We start from the raw sequence: 13,620 nt of genomic DNA, 5'->3' as shown, positions 1-13,620 counted from the left end.
CACTCTCTTTTTGATAGCTATTTGCGCTTGAAAGACAAGCGCTGGAGGCCTAAAACACCCAAAACCAGCGTGAGCAGCAGCATGCCCCACTGCGACAGCGTAGGCACGAGCGCAGCGCGGGTGAACTGCGCGCCCACGGCCTGGGGCGCCTGCACGCTGGCCAGGGTGCAGGCGGGGCCGGTGCAAGCGCCGCTCCAGCCGGTGAAGGTGTAGCCTGCATCCGGCGCGGCCGCGCAGGTGGCGCTGGCGCCGTGCGGCACTGGGTTGGGGGTGCAGCTGGCGCTGCCGCCAGCGCCGGGCGTGACGGTGATGGTGTAGTGGCTCAGCGCGAACTGCGCGGTGACGGTGCAGGCGCCGGTGATGTTGCCGGTGGTGTAGCCGTTGGCCCCCGCGCCCGTGGCCGTGCCGCCGCAGCCGCTGATCGATTGCGTGGTGTAGCCCGCGCTGGGCGCGGCGGTGCAGGTGGCGGGCGCGCCCAGGGGCGCGGGGTTGGGCGTGCAGGCGAGGGTGCCGCCCGTTCCCGCGCTGGTGGTGATGGCGGCGGTGGGGGGGGCCAGCGGCGTGATGGTGATGGTGCCCGCCACGCGCGCGATGTCGTAGCCATGCTGGGCCGAATAAATGCCGGTGACGCGCGCCGTATGCGTGCCGGGTGCGCTGTCATCGGCCACCACGCTGGCGGTGCCCAGCAGGCGGGCATCCGGCGCGGCGGGGGTGTAGGTCACGGCCAGGCTGGTGGCGGCGGTGCCGTCAAAGGGCTTGCTGCCGCTGGCGGCGGTGGCGGTGAGCGGCGCGGTGAAGAAGTGGCGCAGCAGCGGCGCGGTATGCCCTTCGTAGATGCGCCAGCCGGTGCCGGTGCCGCCCGCGTCGTCGATGGCCCAGCCTGCGGCGGTGAAGGTGGCGAGCTGCTGCATCTGCGCCGTGGTGCGGCCCACCGCGCCCGCGCCTCCCGCGCTGGTGCCCTGGCCGGTGGTTTGCGTGTCCCAGAAGCTGCTGACCACGCTGGCGCCCGTGTTCACATCGCCCACCAGGCCGCGCAGAAAGCTGGGGCCGGAGACGGCGCCGGTGGCGTAGCTGCGGGCGACGACGGCGTTGTTCATCAGACTGCCCGCCAGGCCGCCGGTATGGAAAAAGCCCGCCACGCTGCCGCTGGCGTAGCTGTCGGCGATGAGGGCGTTGGCGGCGCTGCCGGCCAGGCCGCCGGTGGCATTGCCCCCGGTGCTGTTGCTCACGGCGGCGTGGGCGTAGCTCTCGACCACGCTGCCGCCCAGCAGCACGCCGGCCAGCCCGCCCACGCCGCTGCCGCCCACCACGGCGCCGCCGTGCACATAGGCGTGGGTGATGGTGGCGCTGCCCAGGCCCAGCAGCGCGCCCACGCTGGTGCCGCCTTCCACGGTGCTGCCCAGCAGGCCCACGTTGCTCAGCGCCGCGCCGCTGGTCTGGCTGAACAGGCCCACGTTCAGCGCGCCGGGGCGGGCGATGGCGAGCTGGCTGATCGTGCGGCCCAGCCCGTCAAAGCTGCCGCTGAAGGCCGTGCCCTTGCCCACGGGCATGAAGCTGCTGCCCTGCCACACGTCGTTGGCGGCCCCGGCGGTGGGGGCGGCGTCCACGTCGCGCGCCAGGGTGTAGGCGGCGTCAGGCTTCAGGGCCATCAACTGGAGCTGGTGCGCGCTGCCCACGCTGGCGGCCCATTCGCTGGACCGCAGGGGCAGCACGGTGCCGCTGGCGTTGTTCAGGCCGCCGTTGCTGCCCAGCAGCACCCAGCCTGAATTCGTGCCCGCGCCCGGCGTGGTGGTGAAGGTGAACAGCGGCGGGTAGTTGGCGGCGTTGCGCATCTGGGCCAGCGTCAGCGGCGTGGTGGCGACCACGCTGGTGCTGTTGCCGGTGTTTTCGCCGATGCCGGCGGCGCCCGCGCTGTCGCTGTTCCACGTCACGTTGCCCACGTTGCCCAATTGGGTGCGCCCGGCGATGGCGCCCAGGCCCAGGGGTGTGGCCTTGTTGGAGGCCAGCGTGCCCGCGAAGTAGCTGTCGTGGATCTCGGGCCGCTGGCCCGTGTGGCCCAGCAGGCCGCCCACGAAGTCGCTGCCGCTGACCGCGCCCAGCGCGTAGCTGCGCACGATGGTGGGGCCGCGCGAGACGCTGCCGCCCACCAGCCCGCCCGCAATGCCGCCCAGGGACGGCGCGCCCGTGCCCGCGCCCATCTGCGTGGCGGTGACGGAGGCCTTGCTCCACACGCCGTCCAGCATCAGATCGACGAAGCTGTCGCCCGCCACGCCGCCCACGGCGTTCGCGCCCGTCACGCTGCCGGTGGTATGGACGTTGCGCACCGTCATGGTGTTGGTGCCGCCCGCGAGGATGCCCACGCTCACGCCCCCCGCCACGCTGGCGTGGGTGAGGCCCACGTTCACCAGCGCGCCATCGCGTGAGTTGCCGAACAGGCCCACGTAGTTGTTGCTGGGCCGGTCGATGGTGAGCCGGTCGATCACATGGCCCAGCCCGTCGAAGCGGCCCGTGAAGCCGTCGATGCGGGTGGTGCTGGGCGCAATCGGCCCAAAGCCGCCTGCCCAGCCCGCCGTGGCGCTGGCATCGATGTCCGCGCCCAATGCGTAGTTGCGCGCCCAGTCGCCGTTCATGCCCTGCAAGTCCGCGCCCGTGGTGCTGCCCTCGGCGCCCAGCGTGGTCAGGATGGTGTAGCTGCGCACCGCGCCGTCGCTGCCCAGCCGCGTCTGGTAACTGCCGGTGGCGGCCAGGTTGACGGGCGCGCTGACCAGGTAGTCCGCCGTGTTGCCCGCCGCCACCGCGCCCTGCCCGTAGTGCAACGCCAGCCCGGCGGCGCCCGTGGCGTCGAGCTGCGCCTGCACGGCCAGGCTGCCGCCCGCCGCCAGCGTGAGCACGTTGGCGGCCCAGGCGATGGGCGCGCGCACGGCCAGCGCGTCGCCTCCGGTGGACTGCACCGTGACCGCGCCGCCGGCCAGGCGCGTTTGTACCTCGCCCGCGTTCACGGTGGCGCCCGGCGTCGTGGGGGTGAAGGTGCTGCCGGCCCATGCACCGCCGCTGGTGGGGGCGGTGGTCACCGTCACATCGAAGGCATGGGTGTGGGCGCAGGCCAAGAGTGCGGTCAGCGCGGCCAGGGTGGCAAGGCGGGGGATGTGCATGCGCGGGTCACTCTTATTTTGATAGCTGCTTGCGCTTGTCCGCAAAGCGCAAGCAGCCAAAAAGGCACTTGCTTACTTTTGCAGCACGGCCAGCTTGTTGACGAGGTCGAGGCTGGTGGTGGTGACGATGTCCAGGGGCGCGCGCTCGGGGGCGTAGTTGAACGCCTGCTTCAGGCTCTCGCCGGTGGTGGTGGTGTTCAGGGGCAGCAGCAGCAAGTTCGTCCAGGGGTCCGACATGGTGATGTCTTGGCTACGCGTGACGTCCCTCTTGAATCCGTGGTCATCAGTCAGCCGCATCCAGCGCTCCTTGAGGGGCAGCCGGAAGGCGTTGTAGGTGGCGTCGGATCGGGCTGTGCGGTCGTACTCGCTTTTCTTGAAGTCGCGCACCGCCGCCGAATGCGCGGCGGCATGAACGGTCTGTCCATCGCTTTCCTTGTAATCGGCGGGCGGCTCCAGAAGGAGCGCTTTGTATTTCTGCAAGCGCGGGGGGTCGTTGCTGGCATTGGGGAAGTACAGCGAATACTGCCAGCGCATGAACGGCAGAAAGTCGTTGCTGTTGTGCGTCATGACCGTGCGCATGTCGCTGTGGCCCAGCGGCTGGTAGTCCTGCCACTTGGGCACCAGGCTCGGGGTGACGGGCGTGTCCCCGTCATTGGGCCGCGTCACCCACCGGGGGCCGTAGATGGCCTGGTAGGCCCCGAAGTGCTGCACGAACACCAGCGACGGTGCCTGGCTCAGGTTGAAGACATAGACCGGGTACCAGGGGGTTTGCGGGGTCTTCATGCCGTCGCGGTAGAGCTTGAGCGGGTCGGCGTTGGGGTTGCTGAAGTCGATGGCCACCACGCCTTCCTTGCCCCGGTGCCCGCCGCGCTCTTGCGACAGCGCGGTCCAGGTGACCAGTTCCACGCCGCCGCTGCCGTCGTTCTTCCAGCGCATGGGGATGTAGCCGCCGGGCGCGACGGTCCATGCCTTGCCCTTGGCGGGGTCGAGCAGCGTGCCCACCACGTAGTTGTAGTAGTCGATGTCTTGCAGGTTCTGGTACAGCTCGCTTTGCGTCTTGGTGGATTCGGTGCCGAGCATGGCTTTCTTGTAGCCTGCCAGCACGGCGGGCGCGAGGTCGGTGCCCTGGCTCAAGGCCAGGCCCACCAGGTCGTACGCGCGGCTGGACGCCTTCTGGAAGAACTGGTGGTAGCGCTCGCTCATCTGGGGCGTGACGTTGCTGACCGAGAGGGTGGCGAGGAAGGCCAGGTAGGCGTCGAGCCGCCCGAGCTTTTCGCTCACCAGCATGATTTCCATCAGGTTGGGGAAGCTGCCGATGGCTTTGTCCAGGCCGGGTATGTCCAGGTTGGGGCGCAGCTGGGGGATGACGGCGTCGTAGGGCAGCGTCTCGAAGCCGCTGACGTACATCTTGTCGAAGCGCACCAGGTTGCCGTCATTGGCCTGCGGCGGTGCCTGGGGGGCCTTGGCGCGTTCCTTGAGCGCGTCCAGCTCGGCGATGAGCTGCTGGTAGGCATCGGCCTCGCCGGCCTTGAGCAGCAACCTGTTTTCGTTGACGACCAGGGGTTCCTGCTCGACCCGCTGTTGCGCGCGCGCCAGTTCCGCCGCGTCCTTGGCGGCTTTCTTGTCCTCCTGGAACTTCTTCCACTGGTCGTAGGAGGTGAAGGCCACGTCCGGCGGGTCTGTCTCGTCCTTGTGGGGGCCGACCGGGTCGGGCAGCTTCACGCCGGGGTCCTTGGGCAGGCTGCCCATGGGCGGCACCAGGGAGCTGCCCTGGTCCTTGAGCATGGTGTGGATGCTGCTGACCCAGGCCGTGGTGTCGGCCACGCCGGCGGGCTTGGCCTCGGCGGAGACTTGCACGTTTTGCAGGGCCTTGGCCCAGCCGTTCTGCTTGTAGAACTGCAAGGTGGTTGACCCGCCCGCGCCGCCGGCCGGCGTCTGGTATTTGCCCGAGAGGGATGCGCCGTTTTGTGCCTCGGCGTTGCCGTCGGAGGTGTTGAACGTGAGCTGGCCATTGCCGACGGCCTGGTTCATCGAGGCGGTTCGGGAGACGAACGAGTCGCCGTTGAAGGCGTAGAAGTCGGCGATGGCGCTTTGGATCTTGCCGCGCAGCTCGGTCATCTGGCGCACCAGCACGGTCTGGATGGAGGCGTCGGCGCACAGGTCATATTGCGCCCGCAGGTCGGCAAAGACGCTTTCCATGCGCGAGAGGATCTGGATGTTGGCGTAGGGCTCGGTGTCGGACAGCTTGTAGCGGCTGACGGTGACGCTGGTGGTGTAGGGCTTGCCGCCGCAGATGCCGGTGGGCGTGCTTTCGGTGGTGCTGACGTAGCCGCGCAGCAGCTCGTCGGTCAGCTTGGTGCCGGTGAGGTAGCCGGTGAAGTTCTCGCTGCCGCTGAAGCCGCTGCTGAGGATCGAGACGAGGTTGTTGGTGTTGGCCGACACCAGTTGCACGTTGACGGTGCCGTCGGACTGGGTGTTGCGCCGGGCTTCGGCATGGTGGAAGGCGGCGGCGGCCTTGTAGTGGCCGAGGGAGCCCGAGAGCGATGCGTCGAGGGTGAACTGGCTGCTTTCCGTGCTGGCGTTCCTGTTGCTGGTGATGCGCAGCGCGGTGACCTGCTGCGAGCGGGTGGTGTCCACGTTCAGCCGTCCGTCTTCCTTCAAGCGGCCCAGGTCGAAGATGGGGCGCAGGTTGTAGGTGGAGGCGGCCGAGTTGATGCTGGAGCCGACGGAGAGCGACTTGATGGTTTCGGTCGTGATGTCGGTGCCCCGGCCTGCGGCGAGCAGGAGGCGCTCGAAGTCTTCCTCGTCCATGTCGGCGTGCGCGGCCAGCGCGGGGTAGCGCGAGGCATGGGTGGGCGGCGCGTCGTCCGAGCCGCCGCCGCAGCTGGCGAGCAGCAGCAGGCAGGCCAGCGCGGTGGGCAGCAGGGCGGGGGGTGTTTGGCTTCTGAGCATGCGGATACTCCGTTATTCATAGCTGCCAGCGCTTACCCAGTAAGCGCTGTAGCCTGATTTGGCTTGCAAAACCTCAGGGCAGGTATTCCACCGGCACGGGGTAGCTCAGGTGGTTCTTGATGGCGGCCTCGTCGTTCTCGCGGCTCTGGTTGGGGTTGGCACCCACGCACCACATGTCGGATTTGGGGTGCTTGGCCCCCGCCGGGGTCGTGACGCTGCATGCGCCCGCATCGACGATGGCGGCCCGGTTGGGCGGGCAGTCGGCGAGCTTGCCGGTGCAGGCGGCGAACTTCTCCTTGACGAGCAAGGTATAGACGTTGTCCTGCGCGTCGGTGAAGCGCACCTTCATGGGGTAAGAGGGCATGGTGCCGACGCGAAAGCCCACGATGCGGTTGGCGTCGGGCATGAGCACGTCTTGCTTGACGTTGTTGCAGTCCGGGTCGCTGGCGTCGTGGCCGAGCGAGCAGGCCCCGTACTTCTTGAGCAGCGGCTTGTTCTCGGGCACCCGGTCGGCGGGGTTGCCCAGCAGCACGTCGAAGCCGTCGTGGTAGTTGAAGGCGCTGCCGTTCTCCAGCCCCTGCACGCCGCCGACGGTGAACACCAGGCCGTTGCCCAGCTCGCTCATGAAGCCCACGGCGTCATCCACCGAGAAGCCGTAGGCGCTCATGCCCAGGTCGTCGTGGATCAGCTTGACGTAGGGGTTGAAGGCGAGCTTGGGGTTGGCCTGGACGGCGGCCTGGCCGTAGTTGTATTGCAGGTCCTGGATGTACATGGCCTGCACGTAGGCGTGGTCGCGGCCGTGGGCCGTGGTGGCGCTCAGTTTGTTGGCGCCCGCGCCGCAGCCTTCGTTGTAGGGCACCCAGCCGTAGATGTGCTTGATGGCCTCCCAGAACTTGAACTCGGCGACGTGCGGCGGAATCTTGCCCGAGCCCTTGGGCTCGCCGGTGCATTGCTTGGCGTCGTACATCGCCAAATACTTCTTGTGGTTCTCGGCGAAGAAGTCCTTGACCAGGGCCAGCTTGCCCTGCATCTCCTGCGGGGCGGGGCAGTCTTGCGGGTACTTCTTGCTGGTGTAGGCGGAAATGTCCTCGCTGCCCCAATCGACGCACGCGCCCCACAAATCCTGGATGTTCTGCACCGACTGGCCCCATTGCAGGCTGCGCTGCTCCTCGGGCGTGCATTGCTTGTCGATGCACTTCTGCACGGTGAGCACGGGCGGGTTCTGGCCGTCCGGCGGCTGCACGGGCACGTCGGGGTCCTGGATCAGGTAGCCGCCGCGCTGGGCAAAGATGTTGTAGCCGCCGGGCAGGCGCACTTCGCTCATGTTGTAGACCGGCCAGCCTTCGCCCAGGCCGCCCAGGAAGCTGTGCAGCGCCTTGCGGAAATCGGCGGGCTTTTGCACGGAGCCGCTGTAGCCGATGTAGGGGTTGTCCTTGGGGCCGATCGCCACGGGCATGTAGACGTGATCGACGTAGGAAATGTTGTAGCCCACGTTGGCGGGCTTGAGCAGCCGTGCGGCCTGCCCCGCGGGGATGTCGGAGTCGCCGAAGGTGTATTCGGACAGTTGCGCGAAGGCGTCCTCGGGGAACTGCACCTTGCTGGCGTACGTGGTCAGCGCGCACGCCGTGCCCTGCGCCTGGCAGGTCACCTCGGCGGGGGTGGCGATGGACTTGTCTTCGTCGTTGCGCAGGCGCTTGTTGCGGTCGGCCAGCAGCACGCGGCCGCCGTTCCACCAGGTGATGTACTGCCGGGGGCCGAGTTCGCTGTAGAGCGGCAGGGTGATGGTGACTTCGGAGCCGGGCGGAATGCCCTGGCCGTCGTTGACGTAGAGCTTGTAAACCACGTCGGTGGGCAGCGCCTCGGTGGTGCGCAGGCAGCCCTGCACCCACAGGTTCTCCGCATTCGTGCTGGTGGAGAGCACGGGGTAGATCTGCTCATCGGCGTTGTTGCGGATGGTGATGGTCTTGGGCGCGATCGTCACGTCCTGCATGTCGTAGTCCTTGCAGACGACGGAGCCCTGGGGCGCGCCCGCGCCCGGCGGGGGCGCGGTTTCGCCGCCGGGGCTGGAGCCGCCGCTGCCGCCGCAGCCCGCCAGGGCAAGCGCCGCCAGCAGGGCGATGTGGGAAGGTGATGGGGTGTTGTGCATTTCAGAGACTCCTCGTAGGTGTTATTGGCCATCGGGCACGCGCTCGAAAAGCCCGTGCGTCAGGTCTTCGGCGTAGAACTCGACCTGCATCCGCCCTGGGTCGCCTAGGCTGAACTGCACGGCTGAGACAGAGCCCGGCGGGGCGTTCTCGCCCTCCAGGTCGAAGGCGAACAGGTCGCCGTCGTGGTGGCGCAGGCGGTAGCGCGCCTGGGCGGGGCCGAGGACGAGGTCCAGCGCCGTGCCATCCGCGCCGAGAACCACCTGGGCATCGCCGTAATAGGCGTTGGCATAGCGCCCGGCGTAGCGGGCCAGGGGCTGGGCTGGCGCGGGCGCTGCGGGTGCGGGCTGACCGGCCAGGCGGCCCAGCGGCCGGTACATCTCGTGCATCCTGGCTTGCATGGTGGCCAGCCAATCGGTGCCGGGCGCGCCCTCGGCCACGTCGCCCCAGGCCCGCTCGCCGAAGGCCAGCGCAATGGCCTCGGCCAGGCCGCGCGGCTGCGCGTTGGTGAGCACGGTGATGCCCAGCCCGGCCTGCGGCCACAGGATGAAGGCGGTGTGCGCGCCGAGCAAAAACGCGCCGGAGTGCGAGACGCTGGCGTGGCCGTGCGGGTCCGGCCCCACGTTGAAGCCGTAGCCGTAGGCACCGCCGGGGCGGGCCGTCATGGCCGCTTGCAGCGCGGCGGGGTCAACGAGCTGCTGGCCCTGCCAACGGCCCTGCTCCAACACCAGCGCCATCCAGCGCGCCATGTCCGCCGCGCTGGCGCTGGCACCGCCTGCGGGCGACTGCGCATCGGGCTGGCGCGGGGGCTGCTGCACGGTGTAGCGGGCGGGCTGCGCGCCGTAGCTGTCGTAGCCCAGGCCCGCTTGCACGTGGCCCCAGGCGCGGTTGGGCCGGGCGGCAAAGTCGGCGTAGCGCGAGCTGGCGTGGGCCATGCCCAGTGGCTGGTACAGGGCCTGCGCGGAGAGCGTGGCCCAGTCGGTGCCGCGCGCCTGGGCCAGCGCCTCGGCGGCGGCCGTCAGGCCGAAGTTGGTGTAGGCGTAGCTGCCGTAGGGGTTCAGGGCGGCGTGGCGCAGGCGCTGCAGGATGTCGCCGCGCGTGTAGCCCAGGTCTTCGAGATGGTCGCCCGCGTGGTCGGGCAGGCCGCTGCGGTGGGCGAACAGGTCGCCCAGGCTCAGGCGGGCGTTGTCCTGCGCCTCGGGGTAGGCCAGCGCGAAGCCGGGCAGCAGGCGCTGGATAGGGATGTCCCAATCCACGCCGGGGGGCATCTGCGCCGCCATCACCGTGGCGGCGAGGGACTTGGAGACCGAGGCGAGCTGGAACACCGTGTCGGCATCCACGGCCTCGCTGCCGTCCGCCCGGCGCAGGCCGAAGCCCTGGGCATACACCGTCCGGCCGCCATGCACCACCGCAACGGCCACGCCGGGCACGCCGGTGCGCGCCATCCACTGAGGCACCAGGGTGTCGAGCCGGGCGGCGGCCTGGCGCACCGTGGTGGCGTTGGGCGCGTCGGCGCCATTGCCGCCGCCGCAGGCCGAAAGGACGGCGGCCAGCAGCGCGGCGGCGAGGGAGGAACGGAGAAGGTGGAGCGTCCGCATGGTCAGCCGCCGAACACTTCGTCCAGCCAGTCCATCGACACGGCGGCGGAATAGGCCAGGTTGCCGGTCTGGCAGTGGCCTTCGGCCCCTTCCTCGGCGGTGAAGACGTGGCCCCAGACCGGGCCGCCGACGGCGCGCTGGAAGCGCTCGCACTGGGCCAGAGGCTCACCCCCCTCGCCTGCGCCCACCAGGGCCAGCGAGGGGCAGCGGATGTTGCGCAGGCTGGCATCCGGAACCCGGAAGTCGTGCAGGCGCAGGTAGGCCTGGCGAAAACTGGCCTGGCCCAGCCGCACGATCAGGTTGCGCATCATCTCGCGGGTCTGCGGGGGGATGGCGCTGTCGGGGATGTGGTCGATGTCTTCCAGCCGCACGTCCTCGTCATCGGGCAGCAGGGCCGGGTCGAACCCCACGAACGCGGCCATGTAGGCGTGCAGATCGACGATGGGCGAGTTGGCGATGAGGGCGCGCACGCGCGGCTCGTGCGCCGCGATGCGGGTGGCGAAGTAGCCGCCGAAGCTGATGCCCATGAGTGCCACGCGGCGCGGGTCGGTCTCGCGACGCGCCAGCACGTAGTCGAGCGCCAGGCGGCCTACGTGTTCGTATTCCGGGATGAAGGCCATGCCGGGGTGGAAGCGCAGCGTGTCCATCTGCCCCGGGCCGGTGAACAGCAGCAGGTGGTAGCCGCGCTCCAGCGCCGCCAGGCCGTAGGACGGCCAGGTTTCCTCCAGCGTGCCGTCGTAGCCACTGATGAGCAGCAGCGTCTTGCCGGGGCGCCCGGGACGCTGGTCGTGCGGGCGGGGCGCGCGCACGTAGTACGCGGGCAACTGCGCGCCGCCGAAGGGCAGAAACACCTCTTCCACGTCCTGCCCGCGCACGGCGGCCAGGAAGCATTCACGGCTTTTGCGTCCCAGGCGCGTGTGCTCCGGATCCAGCACGCCGCAGTAGTACTCGGCGGCGCGGTAGCTGTTGCAGGCCACCAGGTACTGTTCGCGCGCGCTGACGGCATGGCCCCGCAGGGCGCGGGCCTGTGCGCCGGCCTCCTGGCGCTGCGCGGCTGCACTGAACTCCATCACCCAACTGGCCGGTACGCCGTCCTGTATGCGCTGCGCCAGCGCCAGGCATTCGCCCACCGCCGCGCCGCCGTAGCGCGCCGTGCCGAGCTGGCGCATCAACTGGTAGTCCATCTCGGCGTTGGCAAAGCCTGCCACGCGGGTGCTGCCGCGCTCCGTCCCGGCGGCAGGCCGGGGCTGTGCCAGCACGGGCAGGGCCAGGCTGGCGGCGGCAGCGGCCATGAAGTGGCGGCGTTGTGAGTGCTTCATTTTTAATAGCTTCATGCGCTTGCTCAGTCAGCGTTCATGGAAGAAATACGAGGTTCTTTCCGGGGCTGGATGCACTTCGAGAAAAGTCTAGTTACACGGACTGCGGCGCTGCGGGCCGAGTGAAGGGCAGGCGTCCCAGGTCGGGGGAATGCGTCCCGCGGCGTGCGCGCCACTGCCGGGCCGGGGGCTTGCCGCTTCCTAGAATCGCGCCATGCCGTCCGCGCCCGCTCTGCCGCCGCCCTGTGTGCTGGAGCACCGCCATTCGGGCGACGTGGAGCCCGCGCTGCGCCGCGATGCGTGGCGCGAGGTGGCGCACTGGCAGGTGGAGTTCCTGCCCTCGCCCGACGTGCCGCTGGACGCCGATATGCACATGCTGCGCAGCAGCGCCGCGATCTTCGGCAGCACGCGCTCGTCGGCCTACGACATGCGCACGGGCTTTCACCGCGCCGAGCCGCTGGAGGAGCTGGTGGTGATTTCGCTGATCGAGGCGGGCGATCTGCTCCTGAATGCCGCGCCCGGCGAGCCCCGGCACATGGGTGCGGGGGCGCTGGGGCTGTTCATGCCGCGCCTGGCAGGCCACTACCGCTGGAGCCACCACGCGCGCCAGGCGTTCATCGACCTGCCGCGCCGCGAGGTGCTGGCTGCGCTGGGGCGCGAGCCGGGCAATCTGGACCTCTCGCGCTGCGCGCTGGCCCCGGCGCTGGCCGGCCAGCTCGGCCACCTGGCTCTGCTGGCGCGCCGGCCCGGCCAGCTCGACGCCGTGGAATACGCGGGCCTGCTGGAGGGCGTGCGCTCGCTCGCGCTGCTGGCGCTGCGCAACCTGGGCCGCGAGGGCGAGCGCGCCGATGCGCCCGACCCCCGGGGCGCCGCCCTGCAAGACCACCTGCACCGGGGCCGGCATGCGGCGGCCGTGCATTTCATGCGGCGGCAGGCCCACCACCACGGCCTGGATGCCGCGGCCATCGCGCAAGGCGCGGGCTGCTCGCGCTCGCGGCTGTACGAGGCGTTTGCTGCGCAGGGGCAGACGGTGATGGGCACGCTGCGCGAGATCCGCCTGCAGCACGCCCGGGGCCTGATCGAGCAGGGCCCGCGGCTGCACGTGGGGGCGCTGTCGTGGCGCTGCGGCTTCGTGAGCCAGTCGGACTTCAGCAAGCTGTTCCGCGCGCGCTTCGGACTGTCGCCCACCGAGTGGCACCAGCGGGCGTGGGCGGACGCGGCCCATGGCGGTTGATACGCTTTGTTTTCGATAGCTGCTTGCGCTTACTGGATAAGCGCTGGAGGCCAAAACTGTGTTGAGCCTCACGGCCGCTGATCGCAGCGGTGCGGCATGTATCCCGCGTATCCAGTCGTAACTACAATCCCGCGCATGACGTCCACACCACCGCCCTGCGTGCTGGAGCACTGGTCTTCCAGCGAGGTCGATCCTTCGATCCGGCTCGACTACTGGCGCGACGTGGCGCACAACTGGGTGGACGTGCAGCCCCTCTCGCCGGGCGACGCGCTGGAGGCGTCGTGGTCGCTGCTGCGCGGCGAGAACTGCTTCTTCGGCACCAAGCGCTCCACCGCCTACGAGATGCGCACCAGCCCCAGGCACGTGCCGCCGGGCGAGGACATGGTGGTGATCTCGCTGCTGGAAGCCGGGGAGATGCGGCTGAACGCCGCGCCCGGCGAGCACCAGCACGCCACGGCGGGCATGCTGGGCCTGTACGCTCCCCGGCAGGAGGCCTGCTACCACTGGGGCGAGGGCGCGCGCCAGACCTACGTGGCGCTGCCGCGCAGCGTGGTGCTGGCCGCGCTGGGGCGCGAGCCGGGCAACCTGCTGCTGACGCCGCAGCGCTGCGCCCTGGCCCCGGCGCTGGCCGCGCAGCTCGCCCACCTGGGGCTGCTGGCGCGCCAGCCCGGCCGGGTCAGTGCGGTGGAATACGCGGGGCTGCTGGATGCCACGCGCGCGCTGGCCCTGCTCACGCTGCGCAACCTGGGCCGCCAGGGCGAGGCGGCCGATCTGCCCGACCTCGAAGAAAACCTGCACGCCGGCCGGCACGCGGCGGCACTGCGCTTCATGGAGCAGCATGCGCACCGCCAGGGGCTGGACGCTGCAGTCATCGCGCGCGGCGCGGGCTGTTCGCGCACCCGGCTCTACGAGGCGTTCGCGGCGCAGGGCCAGACGGTGATGGGCGCCCTGCGCGAGCTGCGCCTGCAGCGCGCCCGCGCGTTCGTCGAGCACAGCCCGCGCCTGCACGTGGGCGCGCTGTCGTGGCGCTGCGGCTTCGCCGATCCGTCGGACTTCAGCAAGCTGTTCCGCGCGCGCTTCGGGCTGTCGCCCACCGAATGGCACCGGCGGGTGTGGATGGAGCCGGCGCTGCGCCGCGGTGCCTGATCGTCGATCCCCACGGCCCATGTGCCGTCCCTCCGTGCCACCCGGTCCGGTGCCGGCCGGACGGGTGAATGCTGTGAT

General features: G+C 70.1%; 7 protein-coding genes. 2 read left to right on the top strand and 5 right to left on the bottom strand.

Going from position 1 to position 13,620, the window contains the following annotated elements; all coding sequences use genetic code 11:
- Window positions 1-17: 17 nt before the first annotated feature.
- From AVS7_RS01485 to AVS7_RS01465, 5 genes are all read right to left on the bottom strand, one after another.
- Window positions 18-3,152 carry an IPTL-CTERM sorting domain-containing protein gene (locus tag AVS7_RS01485; protein WP_020226737.1) on the bottom strand — a complete coding sequence of 1,045 codons (3,135 nt, stop codon included), beginning with the start codon at window positions 3,150-3,152 and terminating at the stop codon, window positions 18-20.
- A 72-nt stretch (window positions 3,153-3,224) separates the two neighbouring features.
- Entirely contained in the window at window positions 3,225-6,104 is a 2,880-nt protein-coding gene (locus AVS7_RS01480) for a hypothetical protein (protein WP_020226736.1), read from the bottom strand.
- Between the two features lie 73 nt (window positions 6,105-6,177).
- Window positions 6,178-8,250: a hypothetical protein gene (locus AVS7_RS01475; protein WP_020226735.1), complete on the bottom strand. Its 2,073-nt coding sequence runs from the start codon at window positions 8,248-8,250 to the stop codon at window positions 6,178-6,180.
- Window positions 8,251-8,271: 21 nt separating this feature from the next.
- Entirely contained in the window at window positions 8,272-9,846 is a 1,575-nt protein-coding gene (locus AVS7_RS01470; protein WP_020226734.1) for a serine hydrolase, read from the bottom strand.
- Between the two features lie 2 nt (window positions 9,847-9,848).
- Window positions 9,849-11,165, bottom strand: a complete 1,317-nt coding sequence (locus AVS7_RS01465) for a S9 family peptidase (protein ID WP_024000758.1) — start codon at window positions 11,163-11,165, stop codon at window positions 9,849-9,851.
- A 211-nt stretch (window positions 11,166-11,376) separates the two neighbouring features.
- Between AVS7_RS01465 and AVS7_RS01460 the strand changes: the two genes are divergently transcribed.
- Together AVS7_RS01460 and AVS7_RS01455 are read left to right on the top strand one after the other, a co-directional pair.
- Complete coding sequence (locus AVS7_RS01460; RefSeq protein ID WP_020226732.1) at window positions 11,377-12,396, top strand: AraC family transcriptional regulator; 1,020 nt, start codon at window positions 11,377-11,379, stop codon at window positions 12,394-12,396.
- A 135-nt stretch (window positions 12,397-12,531) separates the two neighbouring features.
- Complete coding sequence (locus AVS7_RS01455) at window positions 12,532-13,542, top strand: AraC family transcriptional regulator (RefSeq protein ID WP_082176303.1); 1,011 nt, start codon at window positions 12,532-12,534, stop codon at window positions 13,540-13,542.
- Window positions 13,543-13,620 lie beyond the last annotated feature (78 nt).

This window comes from Acidovorax sp. MR-S7 (genome assembly GCF_000400995.2).
Taxonomy (GTDB): domain Bacteria; phylum Pseudomonadota; class Gammaproteobacteria; order Burkholderiales; family Burkholderiaceae_C; genus MR-S7.
Note: the sequence above shows the minus strand (reverse complement) of the source record. Positions and strands in the feature narration are given on the sequence as shown.